This window comes from Solibaculum intestinale (genome assembly GCF_040096205.1).
GTDB lineage: Bacteria > Bacillota > Clostridia > Oscillospirales > Acutalibacteraceae > Solibaculum_A > Solibaculum_A intestinale.
Genome location: NZ_JBBMFD010000015.1, coordinates 1 through 17,461, shown reverse-complemented (window position 1 = coordinate 17,461; position 17,461 = coordinate 1). Strand labels below are relative to the sequence as shown.

General features: G+C 58.0%; 17 protein-coding genes. 14 read left to right on the top strand and 3 right to left on the bottom strand.

What is annotated here, in order from left to right; translation table 11 throughout:
• The 14 genes from WMO26_RS09000 to nadA all read left to right on the top strand — a co-directional run bounded on the left by WMO26_RS09000 (window position 1) and on the right by nadA (window position 13,566).
• Window positions 1-213, top strand: a complete 213-nt coding sequence (locus tag WMO26_RS09000; protein ID WP_349219778.1) for a HypC/HybG/HupF family hydrogenase formation chaperone — start codon at window positions 1-3, stop codon at window positions 211-213.
• Window positions 210-1,253, top strand: a complete 1,044-nt coding sequence (gene hypD / locus WMO26_RS08995) for a hydrogenase formation protein HypD (RefSeq protein ID WP_349219776.1) — start codon at window positions 210-212, stop codon at window positions 1,251-1,253. Before WMO26_RS09000 ends, hypD begins: the two co-directional genes overlap by 4 nt.
• Window positions 1,250-2,233: a hydrogenase expression/formation protein HypE gene (hypE, locus tag WMO26_RS08990; protein WP_349219775.1), complete on the top strand. Its 984-nt coding sequence runs from the start codon at window positions 1,250-1,252 to the stop codon at window positions 2,231-2,233. Before hypD ends, hypE begins: the two co-directional genes overlap by 4 nt.
• Window positions 2,234-2,808: 575 nt before the next feature.
• Window positions 2,809-4,026 (top strand): AfsR/SARP family transcriptional regulator, encoded by a 1,218-nt coding sequence (locus tag WMO26_RS08985; RefSeq protein ID WP_349219774.1) that lies wholly within the window; start codon window positions 2,809-2,811, stop codon window positions 4,024-4,026.
• 591 nt (window positions 4,027-4,617) lie between these two features.
• Window positions 4,618-5,103: a ribosome maturation factor RimP gene (gene rimP / locus WMO26_RS08980; RefSeq protein WP_349219772.1), complete on the top strand. Its 486-nt coding sequence runs from the start codon at window positions 4,618-4,620 to the stop codon at window positions 5,101-5,103.
• A 7-nt stretch (window positions 5,104-5,110) separates the two neighbouring features.
• Window positions 5,111-6,160, top strand: a complete 1,050-nt coding sequence (gene nusA, locus WMO26_RS08975; RefSeq protein WP_349219770.1) for a transcription termination factor NusA — start codon at window positions 5,111-5,113, stop codon at window positions 6,158-6,160.
• 49 nt (window positions 6,161-6,209) lie between these two features.
• Window positions 6,210-6,479, top strand: a complete 270-nt coding sequence (gene rnpM / locus WMO26_RS08970; RefSeq protein WP_349219769.1) for an RNase P modulator RnpM — start codon at window positions 6,210-6,212, stop codon at window positions 6,477-6,479.
• Window positions 6,469-6,795, top strand: a complete 327-nt coding sequence (locus tag WMO26_RS08965) for a L7Ae/L30e/S12e/Gadd45 family ribosomal protein (protein ID WP_349219767.1) — start codon at window positions 6,469-6,471, stop codon at window positions 6,793-6,795. The genes rnpM and WMO26_RS08965 overlap by 11 nt, the downstream gene beginning before the upstream one ends.
• Window positions 6,792-9,404: a translation initiation factor IF-2 gene (gene infB / locus WMO26_RS08960; protein ID WP_349219765.1), complete on the top strand. Its 2,613-nt coding sequence runs from the start codon at window positions 6,792-6,794 to the stop codon at window positions 9,402-9,404. The genes WMO26_RS08965 and infB overlap by 4 nt, the downstream gene beginning before the upstream one ends.
• A gap of 27 nt (window positions 9,405-9,431) precedes the next feature.
• A complete protein-coding gene (rbfA, locus tag WMO26_RS08955; RefSeq protein ID WP_349219763.1) occupies window positions 9,432-9,788 on the top strand; it encodes a 30S ribosome-binding factor RbfA in 357 nt (118 codons plus the stop codon).
• Window positions 9,785-10,753: a DHH family phosphoesterase gene (locus WMO26_RS08950; RefSeq protein WP_349219762.1), complete on the top strand. Its 969-nt coding sequence runs from the start codon at window positions 9,785-9,787 to the stop codon at window positions 10,751-10,753. The genes rbfA and WMO26_RS08950 overlap by 4 nt, the downstream gene beginning before the upstream one ends.
• Entirely contained in the window at window positions 10,731-11,630 is a 900-nt protein-coding gene (gene truB, locus WMO26_RS08945) for a tRNA pseudouridine(55) synthase TruB (RefSeq protein WP_349219760.1), read from the top strand. The genes WMO26_RS08950 and truB overlap by 23 nt, the downstream gene beginning before the upstream one ends.
• Before the next feature lie 101 nt (window positions 11,631-11,731).
• Window positions 11,732-12,658, top strand: coding sequence for a bifunctional riboflavin kinase/FMN adenylyltransferase (gene ribF / locus WMO26_RS08940; RefSeq protein WP_349219759.1), 927 nt, complete (start codon window positions 11,732-11,734; stop codon window positions 12,656-12,658).
• A complete protein-coding gene (nadA, locus tag WMO26_RS08935) occupies window positions 12,655-13,566 on the top strand; it encodes a quinolinate synthase NadA (protein WP_349219757.1) in 912 nt (303 codons plus the stop codon). The genes ribF and nadA overlap by 4 nt, the downstream gene beginning before the upstream one ends.
• A 122-nt stretch (window positions 13,567-13,688) precedes the next feature.
• On the opposite strand, the gene WMO26_RS08930 is transcribed toward nadA, so the two are convergent.
• The 3 genes from WMO26_RS08930 to WMO26_RS08920 all read right to left on the bottom strand — a co-directional run bounded on the left by WMO26_RS08930 (window position 13,689) and on the right by WMO26_RS08920 (window position 17,070).
• Window positions 13,689-14,231: a glutathione peroxidase gene (locus WMO26_RS08930; RefSeq protein WP_349219756.1), complete on the bottom strand. Its 543-nt coding sequence runs from the start codon at window positions 14,229-14,231 to the stop codon at window positions 13,689-13,691.
• A 125-nt stretch (window positions 14,232-14,356) separates the two neighbouring features.
• Window positions 14,357-15,049, bottom strand: a complete 693-nt coding sequence (locus tag WMO26_RS08925; protein WP_349219754.1) for an MIP/aquaporin family protein — start codon at window positions 15,047-15,049, stop codon at window positions 14,357-14,359.
• Window positions 15,050-15,150: 101 nt separating this feature from the next.
• On the bottom strand, window positions 15,151-17,070 hold the full coding sequence (locus tag WMO26_RS08920; RefSeq protein ID WP_349219752.1) for a GTP-binding protein: 1,920 nt from the start codon (window positions 17,068-17,070) through the stop codon (window positions 15,151-15,153).
• Between the last annotated feature and the right edge of the window lie 391 nt (window positions 17,071-17,461).

Here is a 17,461-nt window from a genome sequence, read left to right as displayed (position 1 = left end):
ATGTGTGTGGCATTGCCGGGCAAGGTAATTAAACTGGAAGGGACCAAGGCCACGGTGGACTTTAACGGCAACCGGGTTCCGGCGGAGGCTGGCTTGGTAAAGGCAAAACCTGGGGACTATGTTCTGGTGCACGCGGGCTGCATTTTACAGGTGCTTTCCAAAGAAGAAGGGGACAGCCTCACCGACTTGTTCTTGGAGCTGGAGGCGTTATGACCGGCTTGGTAACCGCCATCCGGCAATACGACGGCCCACCGGTGCGGTTTATGGAGGTGTGCGGCACTCATACCGCCGCCATCGCCCAAAACGGCATCCGCAGCCTTCTGCCGGAAACCATCCGCCTGGTATCGGGTCCGGGCTGCCCGGTCTGCGTCACTGTGACCGCGTATCTTGACCGGCTCATCGCCCTTTCCAAGGAACCGGACACGGTGGTGGTTTCCTTCGGCGATCTGCTGCGGGTGCCGGGGAGCAAGGGAAGCCTTTCCGACGGGAAGGCGGAGGGCGGCCGGGTGCGAATGGTGTATTCGCCCATGGAGGTTTTGGATCTGGCAGGGAAAAACCCGGATACGACCTTTGTTTTCGCAGCGGTGGGGTTTGAAACCACCGCGCCGGTTTATGCCCTGCTTTTAAAGCAGGCGAAGGAACAGGGGATCGAAAACATCCGCCTGCTCACCTCTCTGAAAACCATGCCTCCGGTGATCGAATGGGTCTGCCGGAAGGGACAGGTGGACGGCTTTCTGGCCCCCGGTCATGTAAGCGTAGTCACCGGTAGCCGCATCTTCGAGCCCTTAGCCGAACGTTATCGGCTTCCCTTTGCGGTGGCCGGGTTCTCCGGGGAATCCATTCTTGCCGCTTTGTACGGGCTGACCAAATGCAGAGGCCGGGGAACGGTTCTAAACCTGTATCCTTCGGTGGTGACCCGGGACGGGAACCGCCAGGCGAGGGAAGCGGTGGAGGAATGTTTCGCCCCCTGTGACGCGGCCTGGCGGGGCATTGGGATCATAAAAGGCTCCGGCCTCCGGCTGAAGGCGGAGTACGAACGGTTCGACGCGGGAAGCGGAGGGCTTATGGAAGACCGGGAGGCAAACCGTTCCTGCCGGTGCGCGCAGGTGCTGGTGGGCAGACTGGAACCTGCCGGCTGCCCTCTCTTTGGGAAGGCCTGCACGCCCGCCATGCCCCAGGGAGCGTGTATGGTGTCCACCGAGGGGAGCTGCTATCACGCGTTTTTGAGCGCAGAAGGAGGAATCAGCCGATGAAAATCACCATGGCCCACGGAAGCGGCGGGCAGGAAACCGCAGCCCTGATTGAGCAGGTGTTTGCGTCCCGGTTTCAAAACCCGGTCCTTGCGAAAATGGAGGACGCGGCGGTGGTGCCGGGCGCGCACCGCCTGGCCCTCACCACTGACAGTTTTGTGGTCACGCCCCTCTTTTTCCCCGGCGGGGACATCGGCCGTCTTTCGGTCTGCGGTACGGTCAATGACCTGCTCATGAGCGGGGCCATCCCTCAGTACCTGACCTGCGGCTTCATTCTGGAGGAAGGAGTGGAGATTGAGGAGCTTGAGCACATCGCCGCCTCCATGGCGGACACTGCCCGGGAGGCCGGCGTGAGCATTGTGGCCGGAGATACCAAGGTGGTGGAAGGCAAGGGCGGCGTCTATATTAACACCGCAGGCGTTGGTTTTGTTCCTAAAGGCCGGGAGCTGGGTGCCGACCATTGCCGGGAAGGGGACGTGTTGCTTCTGTCGGGAACTTTAGGGGATCATCATGCGGCCATCCTCAGCGCGCGCATGGGGATTGAGAATGAAATCCGAAGCGACTGTGCCCCCCTGTGTGAAGGAGTTGCCGCCCTTTTGAAAGCGGGCGTGCAGGTAAAAGCCATGCGGGATGTGACCCGGGGCGGGCTTGCCACGGTTTTAGGCGAATGGGCAGGACGGTCGGGTCATGGGATCCGGTTGGAGGAAGAGGCGTTGCCGGTGTCAAAAGAGGTGGAGGCCTTCTGCGGCATTCTGGGCCTCGACCCCCTGACCATGGGCAACGAGGGAAAGTTTGTGGTGGCGGTGGCAAAGCAGGACGAGGACCGGGCTTTCGCGGCGCTGAAAGCGGCGCGGTACTGTGCACACGCGGCGGTCATCGGAAGGGTGGAAGGACCAGGCGACGGGGTACGGATGAACACAAGGCTGGGAGGAACCAGACGGGTTCCCGCGCTTTACGGAGAAAGCCTGCCTCGGATTTGTTAAAGGCGGCGGGAAAAGGTCCGTGCGAATGCAATAAAAACGAGCAGTTTCATGCGGATCCTTTTGCCATAGACACATTCCATTCATGCTTTGTTTTCTCTTTGCTTACGGGAATCGAAAAGTTTCTTCACATCCCTTTGGTATTCTATAGTTGCAGGGAAAAACAAGAGCTACAAACCACATGCTTTTTCATTTTCATCTCCTTCTTCTTTCATAGAAAACAGGCGCCGCTTGAAAGCGGCGCCGTTTTCTTTTGCAGTAAAAGAGCACGGAAGACGCGCTTTTCCGGGCGAAGGCAATAGCCGGACCCTTTTCAGGTTGGGATCCAGAATGAAACGGATGATATGGATTTTGGCGCTTTCCCTGTAAAAATATTTCAAAGAAATGTGAAAATGGTTGAAAACACAATCAAGATTTCCTATAAAAGTAAAAAGACGCAGGTGAAAGAATCCTTGTGTTTTTTTACTCCTATGGTATAATCAAGACATTCGGAAGGCGGGGGAACTTAGAAAGGAAAAAACGGGAATTTATCCATCGGAAAAGTAAACTGGTAGATCCCATACGGGGAAGGAGAAACCATGAAGAAAGAGCTGAGGGTGCGCATGTTCGGCGGCTTTTCCATCCAGTATGGGGAAAAGAAGCTTACGGAAAATGTCGGGCGGACCAAAAAGGTGTGGGCGCTGGTCGAGTTTTTGCTGGCACACCGTGGCAAAGACGTTTCCCAGGAAAACCTGATGGAAGCGCTTTGGGGAGACGAGGAGTTCTCCAATCCCTTGGGGACTCTGAAAAATTTAGTCTACCGGGCGCGCAAGCAGCTCAATGAGCTGATGCCGCCGGGGGAAACGGTATCGTTCATTCAGTTTGAACGAAGCACCTATGTGTGGAATTCTCTGATTCCCTGCCGGATGGACACGGCGGAATTCGAAGCGCTGTGGAAAAAGGCGGGAGACGAACGGTTGGCCAAGGAAGAGCGCGTCCGGCTATACCAGGCGGCAGTGGCCCTCTATCAGGGGGAATTCCTTCCCAAGTCTTCTTATATGGACTGGGTGGTCTCCAAAAGCGCATACTATTCCACTATTTATAATGAGTGTGTCCTTAGCCTTTGTGAGATGCTGGTGGCTCTTCACCGATATGATGAACTTGTGGTGGCGTGTGAGAGAGCGGTGCTCCATTGCCCGCTATCGGAAGACATCCACCAGGCCCTTTTATACGGGTATTACAAGACCGGTCAGCCCTCCAAGGCAATCCCTCATTACGAACGGCTGCGTGATGCGTTCTATAATGAGCTGGGGGTGGAATTGTCGGAAGCAACCGTCCAGCTTTATCGGACCATCCGCCGGAAAATACACAACTTGGAGATGGACTTGCACGTGATCCAGAAAGATTTGCAGGAAAGCAGCCAGTGTGCAGGCGCGTTTTACTGCGACTATGACGTATTTCGAAATATTTATCGGATGTTGGCGCGCTGGATCCTGCGCACCGGCCAAAGCATCTATATTGCGTTGTTCACCTTCACGGACAGACAGGACGAGCTTCCCGACTCCAGCACCATTCCGAACGTGATGGCGGTTTTGCGAAGCTGCGTATGCAGCCAGCTCAGGCGCGGCGACGTAGTTTCCACTTACAGCTCTACCCAGTTGGTAGTGATGCTGCCGCTGAGCCGGTATGAAGACGGGCTAGGGGTGCTCGAGCGGATCACGCGCTTTTTTATGCAGACCTATCAGGGCGATGACGTGAAGATTCACACCAATCTGCGCGCCATTGAACCGGCAGACTCTTATAGGGACCGAAGCTAAAAAGAGAGAATCTGGAATTTGTGACCGTCGTGTGACTGGGAGACGGTATACTCGGTTTATCGAATAGGAAAATGGATGGTTTCCTTTCTTTTTCTTCGTTATCACGTTTTACAGCAGCGCTTGTTTCAGGATCCCCAATTTTGGAACGGCGCGGCTGTACCTTCTCCATATTGCCGGCCAATCTATGGTTTGAGGCTCTGCTTTTTATCCCAGAAAAGCAGTTTCTTGGCCAATGATTTGGTCGGCATTCCTCTTGTTCGGGAAAGCCCGGTATGTCCCGGATAAGGGTATACCAGGGCATTTATAACATCGCTGAATGCGATATAGCGAAAGGCATCCGTCCCATCCGATATACCGGCACGGATGCGGGGGCGGGGTGAGCAGCCGTTTTGATACAAGAAACTGTGTTTTTATGGGGATTTTTTCAAAAAGGGCTTGTAAATCGGCAAGACACGTGCTATAATACATACTTGTAAATAAACCGTTGATGAAAGAGTGGGTGCTGCACCCGCTCTTTCGTTTGTATTACGCCGATTTCACCGGGGACCAAAGCTGCGGGAACCGGGCTTGGCGGCGGATGTGGAGGAATCTATGGCAAATGCATCCCACGGCGGCAATACGGCCGCCACGGTCTGGAACCTGTGCGAGCCGGTGGCCGCCGAGCTGCATCTCGATTTGTGGGACGTGCGCTTTTTGAAGGAAGGCGCGTCCTGGTATCTGCGCATTTTCATCGACAAGGAGGGCGGCGTGTCTTTGGACGACTGCGAGGCGTTTTCCCGGGCCATTGACCCGGTTTTGGATGAAGCCGACCCGATTGCGCAATCCTATTGCTTGGAGGTTTCGTCCCCGGGCATTGAGAGAGAGCTGACCCGGCCCGCTCATTTTGAAGCGTGCATGGGAGAAACGGTATATCTGCGCCTGATCCGCCCTTTGGAAGGCAGGCGGGAATTCAAAGGCACGCTGACCGGGTTCGAGGGCGGCGTGATCGAACTGACGGACGAACAGGGCGGCGTACTGCGCTTTTCGCAGAAGGACACGGCTTTGTGCCGTTTGGTTGACGATTATTTTGGAGGTTAAGGAAAAAATGAACACCGAGTTTTTTGAGGCGTTGCGCCTGCTTGAGAAGGAAAAGGGAATTCCGGCGGATTATCTGCTCGAAAAGATCAACGCGGCCATCGTCATCGCGGTCAAGCGCGATTACGGCGGGCACGACAATGTGGAAATCGAAGTGGACCCGGATAAGAACAAGTTTGAGGTCTATTTGAAAAAGACGGTGGTGGAAGAGGTAGAGGACCCGGATACGGAGATTCTGCTGGACGAAGCCCGCAAGTCTTCGAAGAAGGCACAAATGGGCGATGTGGTCCGGGTGAAGCTGGAGACCAAGCAGTTCGGGCGTATCGCGGCCCAGACCGCCAAGCACGTCATCCGCCAGGGCATCCGGGAAGCGGAGCGCGGCCAGATCGCGGCGGAGTTCCAAAGCCGCCAGCAGGAGCTGGTGACGGCGGTGGTCCAGCGCATCGACCCGAAGACCGGAGCGGTGACAGTGGAAATCGGCCGGGCGGAAGCGATTCTGATGAAGAACGAGCAGGTGCCTGACGAGGAGCTGCACGAGGGCGATCACGTGAAGGTTTACGTGGTGGAGGTCAAGGAGACCGAGCGCGGACCCAAGGCGATCATTTCCCGGACCCATCCGGGGCTCGTCAAGCGCCTCTTTGAGATGGAGGTGCCGGAGATTTACGACGGCACGGTGGAGATCAAAGCGGTTTCCAGAGAAGCAGGCTCACGCACCAAGTTGGCGGTGATGAGCCGGGACGACAAGGTGGACGCGGTGGGCGCCTGCATCGGCAACAAGGGAGTGCGGGTCGGCAAGATCGTCGACGAGCTGGGCGGCGAGAAGATCGACATTGTCAAGTACAGCGACGACCCGGCCAAGTTCATCGCCGAGGCTCTTTCTCCGGCAACCGTTCTGGGTGTGGAAGTGGATCCGGACGGCGCCCATGCCTGTAAGGCCACGGTACCCGACGGGCAGCTTTCCCTGGCCATCGGCAACAAGGGCCAGAACGCCCGCCTTGCCGCCAAGCTCACCGGCTGGAAGATCGACATCCGCCCCGAAAGCGGCTTTTACGGCGAATAACCAAAGCGGTCTCTTTTGACCGTGATTTTATGATACAAGAGGTATTCGAATGCAAAAAAAGATTCCCATGCGAATGTGCACCGGCTGCGGCGAGATGAAGCCGAAGAAGGAACTGGTGCGGGTAGTGAAAAGCCCCCAGGGCGAGATTTCGCTCGACCTGACGGGAAAGAAGCCGGGGCGGGGCGCCTATGTGTGCAAGAATGTGACGTGCCTGCGGGCGGCCAGAAAGGCCAGACGGCTGGAACGCGCGTTTTCCTGCGCCATTTCCCCGCAGGTGTACGACCAGATGGAGGAGGAAATCGCGACAGATGAAGGATAAGCTGCTTAACCTATTAGGGATCGCCAGGCGGGCGGGGAAGATCACCATGGGGATGGACCCGGTGAAAAGCTCCATCGCCAAGGGCGAAACCAGGGTCGTGCTTCTGGCGCGGGATTTTTCAAGCCGTTCGGCGTCGGGAATCGAATCGGTCTGCGAAGAGTGGGGGCAGGAATGCCTGCACCTTGGGCAGAGTATGGATGAAATCGGCATGGCAATCGGAAAACGGGTGGGTGTGATTTCGGTCAACGACGCCGGATTCGCCAAAAAGGTCAGGGAGCTTTGCCGCTTCGAGAATGAAGGAGGAACTGCGTTATGATGAATAAATACCGAGTCCACGAGGTGGCAAAGGATTTCAACCTGCCCAGTAAGCAGGTGGTAGATCTGCTGGGGGAATATTTTGAGGAGCCCAAAAAGCACATGACCGCGCTCACGGAAGAAGAACTGGACGTGGTGTTCGAAAAGTTTACAAAAGACAACGAGGTGGAGAACTTCGACGAGTATTTTGCCTCCGGCGTCAAGGAAGAGCCGAAGGAAGCGCCTGTTAAGGCGCCTGCCCCGGTCTTTAAAGAGGAGCCGGCGAAACCCGCCGAGGCCCCGGCCGCGAAAGCGCCGGCAGCGCCTCCCGCGGCGCCGGCAGCACCGGCTGGCCAGGGCCAGAGCAAAGCCCGTCCCGGCGGAAAGATCACGCCCGTAGCGCCTGCGCCGGGCTCACCGGCTCGTCCCGCAGCGCCGGCTGGCCAGGGCCAGAGCAAAGCCCGTCCCGGCGGACGGATTACCCCCGTGGGCCCCGCGCCAGGCTCACAGGCCCGCCCGGCGGCCCAGAGCCAGAGCAAGGCAAGACCCGGCGGAAAGATCACTCCGGTGGGCGGTCAGCCCCGTCCCACCAGCCAGCGGGCCGCGGCCCAGCCCCCCCAGCGGCCTCAGCAGCAGGCTCCCATCAAGGGCCCGCGGGAGCGCCGTACGGTGGATACCCGCAGCGCAGTGGTGCAGCTTGACAAGTACAACGAAAAGTTCGAGCAGCTGGCTCCCGACCGTGCCAAGAAGGACAATATTGTCCAAAAGCAGAAGCTGACCCAGCGTTCCCAGTTCTATAACCGGGGCCGCAAACAATACAATTCCCGCCGGGAGACCGAGGCCGAGCGCCTGAAGAGAATCGCGGCCGAGCGTCAAAAAAAGCAGATGACCATTACCATCCCGGAGATGATCACCGTAGGCGAGCTGGCCGCACGGCTGAAGGCCACTTCCTCCGAGGTCATCAAAAAGCTTATGATGATGGGGGTCATGGCCACCATCAACCAGGAGATCGACTTCGATACCGCTACGCTGGTCGCCATGGAATTCCATGCCAAGACCGAGAAGGAAGTAGTGGTTACCATTGAAGAGCGCATCATCGACGACAGTGAGGACACCGATGAGAATCTCCAGCCCAGAACGCCGGTGGTGGTGGTCATGGGCCATGTGGACCACGGCAAGACCTCCCTGCTCGACGCCATCCGCGACGCAAACGTCACCTCCACCGAGGCGGGCGGCATTACCCAGCACATCGGTGCTTACCGGGTGTATTTGGGCGACCGGGAAGTAACCTTCCTGGATACCCCTGGCCACGCGGCGTTTACCTCCATGCGGGCCAGAGGTGCTCAGGTGACCGACATCGCCGTGCTGGTGGTAGCGGCGGACGATGGCATCATGCCTCAGACGGTGGAAGCCATCAACCACGCGAAGGCCGCAGGCGTGGCCATTATCGTGGCCATCAATAAGATCGATAAGCCCGGTGCCGACCCGGACCGCATCAAGCAGCAACTGACCGAATACGAGCTGGTGCCCGAGGAATGGGGCGGCAGCACCATTTGCGTGCCGGTGTCCGCCAAGCAGCGTACCGGGATCGACAACCTGCTGGAAATGATCATTCTCCAGGCGGATATGATGGAGCTCAAAGCCAACCCCGACCGTGCGGGCAAGGGCACGGTCATCGAAGCGCGGCTTGACAAGGGCCGCGGCCCGGTGGCGACGGTGCTGGTGCAAAACGGTACGCTCCACGCCGGGGACGTGATCGTGGCGGGCACGGCGGTTGGCCGTGTGCGCGCCATGGTGGACGACCGCGGCAACCGCGTGGAAGAAGCTGGACCCTCCGTACCGGTGGAAATCACGGGCCTTGCGGAAGTGCCCAGTGCCGGCGACGTGTTCAACGCCGTCTCCGACGAGAAACTCGCCAGAGAACTGGTGGAGCAGCGCAAGCAGGAAATGAAGGAAGAACAGTTCGCCGCGTACCAGAAGGTTACCCTCGACAACCTCTTCAGCCAGATGCAGGAAGGCGAAATGAAGGAACTCAACATCATCGTCAAGGCGGATGTACAGGGCTCGGTGGAAGCGGTGCGCCAGTCCCTCGAAAAGCTTTCCAACGACGAGGTGAAGGTCCGCGTCATCCACGGAGCGGTGGGTGCCGTATCCGAGTCGGACGTGATGCTCGCCAACGCCTCCAACGCCATCATTGTCGGCTTTAACGTGCGTCCCGACCCGGTGGCTCAGACCAACGCCGAACGCGACGGGGTGGACATTCGTCTGTACCGCATCATTTACGACTGCATTGAGGAAATCGAGGCGGCCATGAAGGGAATGCTCGCGCCCAAGTTCCGGGAAGTGGCTCAGGGCCGCATCGAGGTGCGCGCGGTATACAAGATTTCAAACGTGGGCACTGTGGCGGGCTGCTATGTGCTCGACGGCAAGGTGACCCGCCAGTCGGAAATCCGGGTGGTGCGCGACGGCATCGTCATCGCCGAGGACAAGATCGATTCCCTCAAGCGGTTTAAGGACGACGTGCGGGAAGTGGCCCAGGGTTACGAATGCGGCATCGGCCTGACGAAGTTTAACGACATCAAAGAGGGCGACATCTTTGAAGCGTATATCATGGAAGAATATCAGGAATAATATCCGATATACGGGGAGGGATTCGCAATGGCAGGACATCGAATGGACCGGACGACCGAAGACATTCATAGAGAACTGACGGATATCTTCCGTTCTTTAAAAGACCCGCGGGTAGCGGGCATCATCAGCATTGTGCGCTGTGAGGTTGCAAACGACCTGTCGGTGGCAAAGGTGTATATCAGCTCGGTCAACGGCTTGGAGTCGGCCAAGACCGCGGTGGAAGGGTTAAAGAGCGCGTCCGGCTTCATCCGGCACGAGCTGAGCACTCGGCTGCACCTGCGTCATACGCCGGCGTTGCGCTTTGTGCCCGACGATTCCATCGCGCACAGCGCGGACATTTCCGCGCTTTTGAACAAGATCAGCAAAGAGGGGGGAGAAGGGTGAGAGAGGTGACCACCGCCCAGGCGGCGCAGATGTTGCGTGAAGCGGACGATATTCTGATCCTCACCCACCAGTACCCGGATGGGGATACCCTGGGATGCGCCTTTGCCATGTGCCGCGGCCTGCTTTCCATGGGAAAACGGGCGCGCGTCGTCTGCTCCGACCCGATCCCGCAAAAGTACTCCTATCTCTATCATGACATGAAGGAATGCGCGTTCGAGCCAGGGTTTATCCTGGCGGTGGACGTGGCCGACGCTCCTCTGCTGGGCAGCGGCCTGAGCGAATACGCCGACCGGGTGGACCTGTGCATCGACCATCATCATTCTAACACCAAGTATGCCGCAAACCTGCTGCTCAAGGAATATGCAGCGGCGGCCGAGGTGGTATTTGAGGTGCTGCTGGAGCTGGACGTGACCATTGATGAGGACATTGCCGCCGCCATCTATACCGGCATCTCCACCGATACCGGCTGCTTCAAATATGCAAACACCACGGCGCAAAGCCATGCCATTGCGGCCCAGATGATGCGGGTGGGGATCGACACGTATCCCATCAACCGGCTTATGTTCGAGATCAAGTCGAGGGCCCGGTTTGAGATCGAGCGGCTGGCGCTGGAGTCGGTGGAATATTATTTTGACGGCATCTGCGCGGTGATGTACATAACGAAGCAGATGCTGCAGAAGTCGAAAGCGCTGGAAAGCGACTTAGACGGCCTGACCCCGATCCCCAGGCAGATCGATGGGGTGCAAATCGGTGTGACCCTGCGGGAAAAAAGCGACGGGGCATGGAAGATTTCCGTGCGTACCGGCGTAGAGTTCAACGCCAGCTCCATCTGCGGGAGACTTGGCGGCGGCGGCCATATGCGCGCCGCCGGCTGTACGGTGACCGGCACGGCCCGGGAGGCCTGCGACAAGATCTTGAAAGAAATTGCGGCGGAGCGGGAAGATGAACGGAATTCTGTGCATTGACAAGCCTCAGGACTTTACCTCCTTTGACGTGGTGGCGGTGATGAAGCGGCTGCTTTGCACCCGCAAGGTAGGGCATACGGGAACCCTGGATCCCATGGCCACCGGCGTACTGCCGATTCTGGCCGGAAGCGCCACCCGCGCCGCCGAGTTACTTCCCAGCCACGACAAGGAATATGAGGCTGGCTTTCGGCTGGGGATCACCACCGATACCCAGGACATCTGGGGTACGGTAATGGAGAAACGTCCCGTTTCCTGCGGGAAAGCGGAGATCGAGGCGCTCCTGCCCCGGTTTACTGGGGGGATTTTGCAGCTGCCGCCCATGTATTCGGCGGTAAAGAAAGACGGCAAACGGCTTTATGAGCTGGCCCGCCAGGGGATTGAGGTGGAGCGGGAAGCCCGTAAGGTGACGGTGTTTACGCTCGCGCTAACCGGCGAGAGGGAGGAGGCAGGGGAATACAACCTTTCCATCTCCTGTTCAGCTGGAACCTATGTGCGCACGCTCATCCATGATCTGGGACAAGCCCTAGGCTGCGGCGCGGTGATGACCTCTCTGCGAAGGACCAAGGCCTGCGGCTTTTCGCTGGATGACTGCCTGACCCTGGAGGAAGCCCGGGCCCTTTCGGAAAAAGGGACTCTTTGTGACCGGCTTTTGCCGGTGGACTTAGGGCTTTCGGGCTACCAGGCGGTGCGGGTGACCGACGCCCAGTTTACCCGGTTTCGAAACGGGGGCGCTTTGTTTCTTTCGCGGGTGGACCAGGCTCCGAAAACCGACGGCGCGTTCGTGCGGGTGTATAATTCACAGGGACAGTTCGCCGGCTTGGGGCTGGTGGATGAAAAGGCCCAGGAACTAAAGGTCAAACGGATTTTTTCCGAGTGATCGCCGCTTTTGCGGCGCTTTTTCCAAAGAAAACCGGTTTTTCTTTGGAAAAAGCATCGTAAATGAAACGAGGATTTTTCTAGAACAAAGGAGCTTATGCTGTGGTTATAACCGGAGAGCTTCCCAATCAGACAGAGAATACCGCAGTGGCGCTGGGGTGCTTTGACGGGCTGCATCTGGGCCATATGGCGGTGATTGACCGGGCGCTGGCCGCTGCTAGCGACGGGCTGCTCGCCTGTGTGTTCACCTTTACAAAGCCAGGACTGGAAGAGGAGCTGATGCCCTTTTCTATCATGGAAGGGCTGCTCGTCCAAAAAGGGGTGGGGCTTCTGGTCCGTCCGAAATTTGAGAGCATCCGCCATATGACCCCGCCGGAATTTGTAGACCGGGTGCTCATTGAATCGCTGCATGCCAAACGTGTGGTGTGCGGCTACAACTACCGGTTCGGCCGAAACGCCGGCGGGAATGCTTCTACGCTGGTGCGCTTGTGTGAGGAGCGGGGAATTGCCGCGTCCATCATCCCGCCCATTGAGGTGGACGGGGCGCCGGTGTCCTCCACCCGGATCCGGGCGCTGGTGCGGGAAGGAAAAATGGAAGAGGCGGCCCGGCTGCTGGGGCGCCCCTTTGTCATTGATTTTGAGGTGGTCCGGGGCCAGCAGCTGGGTCGCCTGATGGGCACGCCCACCCTCAACCAATCGGTTCCCAAGGGATTTGTACAACCGAAGTTCGGCGTCTATGCGTCTCTTGCCCGAATTGAGGGAGGCTATTGGCCCGCGGTGACCAATTTCGGCGTGCGGCCCACGGTGGGCGCGCCCGCCCCTCTCTATGAGACCTGGATTCCCCATTACGAAGGGGATCTGTACGGGGAAAAGGTGCCGGTCTGTCTGCTGTCCTTCATGCGGCCCGAGCAGAAGTTTGACAGCATCGACCTGTTGCGTACCCGTATCCATCTCGACGGGGTGGAGGCGGGAAAGATCGCCAGGCGGCTGAAGCCCGCTTTGGTGCTTGAGGAGGAAAAAGGCCAATGATGAAGGAACTCCAGGAAGAAATTTTGCGGCTCAAAAAGGAGACGGGTGCGGCCATTCTGGCGCACAGCTATCAGTCGCCGGAAATTTTGGAGATTGCGGACATCCGTGGGGATTCGTTCGCCCTGTCGGTGGCGGCCCAGAAGCGCGAGGAAAGCACCATTGTGCTGTGCGGCGTGCGCTTTATGGCGGACACCGTCAAGCTGCTGAACCCAGAGAAAAAGGTGATTCTGCCGGTGGACCAGGCGGTATGTCCCATGGCCGACCAAATCCCGCCCGAGCGGGTACGGCGCTTTAAGGAAAACAACTCCGATTTTACGGTCGTCGCTTACATAAACACCACCACCCGGCTCAAGGCGGAGTGCGATGTGTGCGTCACTTCGTCAAGTGCGCTTACCATCGTCAAAAAGCTGCCGGATAACCCGATTCTGTTTATTCCCGACGCAAACCTGGGCGGCTGGATCAAGCGGCAGCTGCCGGAGCGGGAAATCGAGCTGTGGGACGGGTGCTGTCCGGTTCATGCGGCGGTAACTGCCCGGGACTGCGCCTTGATGAAGGAACGCTATCCCAAGGCAAAGCTGGCGGTTCATCCCGAATGCCGGGAAGAGGTGCTCACATATGCGGACTATGTGGGCTCTACTTCCGGCATCCTGTCCTTTGCCGAGCAGTGTAAGGAGGACGTGATCATCGGTACGGAAAAATCCATTTCTGACTGGCTGTCCCTCCACCATCCGGACCGCCGGTTCCCGGTTTTGAGCAAGAAGCTTCTCTGCTCCAACATGCGCCTGACGGGGCTTACCGATGTTTACCGGGCGCTCTTGGGTACGGGCGGCGCGGAAATCCAGATTGATCCGGCCTTGGCCCAGGCGGCCAGACGGCCGATCATGGAGATGATCCGGCTGGGTGAATGAATAGAAAAACCTCGGCGGCATATTAGAAGCCGCCGAGGTTTTTGCTTTCTGAATTTGGAACCATACCGTCGTCCCAGCCGGTAAAAAAGCCGCCCGCAATTGGGGGCGGCTTTTTTAATTCCTTACAGTAAGCTTTGGATGCTCGATTCCATCTGGGCGGGCGTGGTGGTCGGCTCAAACCGTTTGACGATTTCGCCGGTTTTGGTAATGAGAAACTTGGTGAAATTCCATTTGATCTGGTTGTCCGCCTTGTAGTCCCCGTCTTTGGACAAAAGCTCGTCTAGAACCGGGCCGATGGGGTGGCTCATGTCAAACCCTTCGAACGTGGTGTGCGCCGTCAAGAACCGAAACAAGGGCGCGGCATTGGGGCCGTTTACATCGATTTTCGCGAACATGGGGAAGGTAACGCCGTAATTGCGTGTGCAGAACTCCATGATTTCTTCATTGCTGCCCGGGTCCTGCTCTTTGAACTGGTTGCAAGGAAAGCCCAAAACCACAAGGCCCTTGTCCTTATAATTCTGGTAGAGCGCTTCCAGTTCGGCAAACTGCGGGGTAAAGCCGCATTTGCTGGCCGTGTTGACGATGAGCAGCACCTTGCCTTCGTAGTCGCGCAGAGATACCTCGCTTCCATCCATTTTCTTCACTTTGAAATCGTATACGTTCATAATCTGCCTCCTAAGCTTTCACGATAGGGTTAGTGTATGTATAGCGGGGCCGATTCATGCAAACAAACGCAAATGCAGAATCGGGGCCCAAAAAGGGCCGCTATCATGCGGCCCTCTTCCTCGGTTTAATGTGCGCTTTCGTCGTTTGCCATTCCTTTTGCAAAGAACTTGTACAAAAACGCGGCAAGCACTGCACCTACCAGCGGACCTACCAGAAAGACCCATACGTTCGTCAGACTGGTACCGCCGGTGAAAATGGCGGGGGCCAGGCTGCGGGCGGGGTTAAGGGACGCGCCGGTAAACCCGTAGTCGATTACATAGAAGACCAGCAGGCTCAGGCCGATGCCGATGCCGGCCACGCCGGAGAACCTGCCCTTCTTGGTGGCGGCCAGAAAGACCAGGACGAACAGCATAGTCAAAATAATCTCAATGACCAGGCATTCCACCACATAGGGGTATTTATACGTGTCTACATACACGGCATTCGCGCTGTACCCAGAAACACCGAACAAAGAATTGAACAGGGTAATCAGGCCGCAGGCGGCGAACCCGCCCACTAGCTGGCTGACGGCATAACCGGCGAATTCCTTCCACGAGATCCGACCGGTGATGGCCATTCCCAAGGAAACGGCGGGATTGAGGTGGCAGCCGGACACTCGGCCGATTACAAAATACATGGCGATGAATACAAAGGCAAAAATTAGGCACAGCCCCAGAGCGTCCAGGGTACTCGCATACATACTGATTCCGAGACAGCCAATCAGGACAAACATGGTGGTCCCGAAAAATTCAGCGATGCATTTTCTGGCAAAATCCATGTGGGTTCCTCCTACTGTTTTGATTTTTTCGTCAATGATTGTACCATTTTCTGGCCGAAGTTGCAAGGACTTTGCAACAGAATTCACAAGTTTGTGCCGGTTCAAAGCGCGCCCCGGATACTGAGAATATACCGGGCCTGATCCAGGGGATTGACGCCCCGGTAAGGCGTTGTCGCGCCCAGCTCCACCGGGCAGGGCTCGTAGCCGTCAAACCGCACCGACAGGTTTGCCCGCCCCGAGGAAACCGACGCCGCCCAGACCGGGAATTCCATCGAGGTGGCGGCGGGGACCCGCCCTTCCAAGGTGAACATCCCCTTTTGGATCACCGGCGTATCGAACTGACCCCGCATCCGGATGATTTCCCCCATGGCTTTGCCTCCCGCCTCTTCCGGGAGAGACAGACGAAAGGCCTGCATGGGTTCCAAGAGAGTCGTGCCGGTGTTTACAAGCCCATCCATGATAGCCATGGGAGTGGCCACGATAAAATCCAGCGGGTGGGTATGCTCATTGTGGTGCTCGCCGGCGATGAGGGTGATTTTTGCATCGGTGACCTCCCAGCCCAGGGGACCCTGGCGAAGGGCGTCCGGCAGGGCCTGGGCCACCTGCGCCTGGTAGCGGTAAAGGATGTCGTCGTTTTTGACGATGCTTTTGTAAGCGATCCCGCTGCCCCGTGGTCCCGGTTCGATTAAAAACCGCAGCACCGCCCAGCAGGGCTTGGGCATGGTGTAAGCCACAAAGCCTTCCCCGACTGAGGCGGGCGTCTCCTTATAGATAATCGTAGGATCGGAGAAATAAACCCGCAGGCCGAAACGGGTGATCATCAGCGCTTCTAGAACCTCCAGCTGGATGAGCCCGGTGATGCGAATGAGCAGGTTTCGTTCCTCCGGGACCCACGCCATCGTAAGAAGCGGGTCTTCCGCGCAAAGCTCCTCCACCGCCGCCACCAGAGCGGGGTAGTCGCCCTCCTCATAGGGGAACACCCGCACGCTTAAGAGCGGGTGAGCGAAGGAGCATCCGCCCGGAACTGGTCCCGGATCGCCCAAGATGTCCCCTACCCTGGCGTGGGCAAGGCCGCAGACCGCCCCGATGTCTCCCGCCTGCAAAAGCCCGGTGTCCTCGTACTTCGCGCCGCTGGTTTTCCGGATCTGCACCACCTTTTCCTCCAGATCTCGGGTGGCGTTTCGTACCGTATCCCGGTTTTTTAAGGTTCCCGCGTAAAGACGGACGTGAGAAACCCGACCCATGGACTTATCGTGCTCCATGCGGAAAATAACGCCGGACACTGGTGCTTGCGCATCTCCCTTGTTTTGGGGCGCCGTGAGCGCCAGTAGATTCAGCAGCGCCCCAACGCCGGTCCCTTTGAGGGCGCAGCCGGTCAGAGCGGGGAAGAGCCGGCGGGCTCTTACGCCGGCCGCCAGCGACGAAAAAAGCCGCTCCTTGGAAAGGGGCTCGCCCGACAGGTAGGCTTCCAGAAGCCCGTCGTCCTCCTCCGCCAGCGCCTCCACCAATCTATCCTCCGCCGGACCGTCTTCAAAAAGACGGTCTACCACCACCGGCGACAGTCCCAGCCGTTCGCCTGTTTCTTGCAGCACCCGGGAAAGGTCCGCCCCGGCCCGGTCGATTTTGTTAAAGAAAAGGACGGTGGGAGTCTTTAGTTTGGCGAGAGCCCCGGCCAGCACCTCAGTTTGAGACTGGATTCCTTCCGCCGCCGAAATCACCAGCACCGCGCAGTCGAGCACCCGCAGCACCCGCTCTACCTCGGACGCAAAGTCGGTATGACCGGGGGTGTCGATGAGATTGATGGTGCGCCCCTTCCAGGAAAGCACCGTGGAAGCCGTGCGGATGGAAATGCCGCGTTTTCGCTCGAGATCCAGAAAGTCGGTCTGGGCGGTGCCTTCGTCCACCCGGCCAGGAGCGCGGATGGCGCCGGCCGCGTAAAGAAGCCGTTCAGTCAGTGTGGTTTTGCCGGCGTCCACATGGGCCACCAGACCGATGTTTACGACGTTTGGAGAAACGGACAAGAATCGACACCTGCCTTATGAAAAGATAGAAGCCCCGCGCTTCCGGGGATACCAAAGCGTCTGTCCGAAACGTCCGCTTCGTAACCAGACGGAAAAGCCTTGCAAAACCGGGAAAGTTACGGCGTTCATACCCTGGGCGTCCCAGCTTGTACTCAATGAGAAACGGCCTTTCGTAGATTGCCGGCAGTGGATGCAATGGCATGGCGCATCCGAACGGAGATTCCTTTCCACCTGCGTCAGCCCTCCTGAAAGAGTCTGCTTTGCCGGTAGCGCCCGCTCAGGTCGCTGGACTGCCGGATTCCGAAGGCAGCCTGGCGCGTTCGGTGCCTAGGGTGGAAAGAATCGGCCACCGGGAAGACGAAACAAAGAAAAGGGCGCGCACCCTACGGTG

Excerpts from the sequence above, each read along its gene's own strand:
- WMO26_RS09000 (WP_349219778.1), top strand. The coding sequence starts at position 1 with ATGTGTGTGGCATTGCCGGGCAAGGTAATTAAACTGGAAGGGACCAAG.
- hypD (WP_349219776.1), top strand. The coding sequence starts at position 210 with ATGACCGGCTTGGTAACCGCCATCCGGCAATACGACGGCCCACCGGTG.
- hypE (WP_349219775.1), top strand. The coding sequence starts at position 1,250 with ATGAAAATCACCATGGCCCACGGAAGCGGCGGGCAGGAAACCGCAGCC.
- WMO26_RS08985 (WP_349219774.1), top strand. The coding sequence starts at position 2,809 with ATGAAGAAAGAGCTGAGGGTGCGCATGTTCGGCGGCTTTTCCATCCAG.
- rimP (WP_349219772.1), top strand. The coding sequence starts at position 4,618 with ATGGCAAATGCATCCCACGGCGGCAATACGGCCGCCACGGTCTGGAAC.
- nusA (WP_349219770.1), top strand. The coding sequence starts at position 5,111 with ATGAACACCGAGTTTTTTGAGGCGTTGCGCCTGCTTGAGAAGGAAAAG.
- rnpM (WP_349219769.1), top strand. The coding sequence starts at position 6,210 with ATGCAAAAAAAGATTCCCATGCGAATGTGCACCGGCTGCGGCGAGATG.
- WMO26_RS08965 (WP_349219767.1), top strand. The coding sequence starts at position 6,469 with ATGAAGGATAAGCTGCTTAACCTATTAGGGATCGCCAGGCGGGCGGGG.
- infB (WP_349219765.1), top strand. The coding sequence starts at position 6,792 with ATGATGAATAAATACCGAGTCCACGAGGTGGCAAAGGATTTCAACCTG.
- rbfA (WP_349219763.1), top strand. The coding sequence starts at position 9,432 with ATGGCAGGACATCGAATGGACCGGACGACCGAAGACATTCATAGAGAA.
- truB (WP_349219760.1), top strand. The coding sequence starts at position 10,731 with ATGAACGGAATTCTGTGCATTGACAAGCCTCAGGACTTTACCTCCTTT.
- nadA (WP_349219757.1), top strand. The coding sequence starts at position 12,655 with ATGATGAAGGAACTCCAGGAAGAAATTTTGCGGCTCAAAAAGGAGACG.
- WMO26_RS08930 (WP_349219756.1), bottom strand. The coding sequence starts at position 14,231 with ATGAACGTATACGATTTCAAAGTGAAGAAAATGGATGGAAGCGAGGTA.
- WMO26_RS08925 (WP_349219754.1), bottom strand. The coding sequence starts at position 15,049 with ATGGATTTTGCCAGAAAATGCATCGCTGAATTTTTCGGGACCACCATG.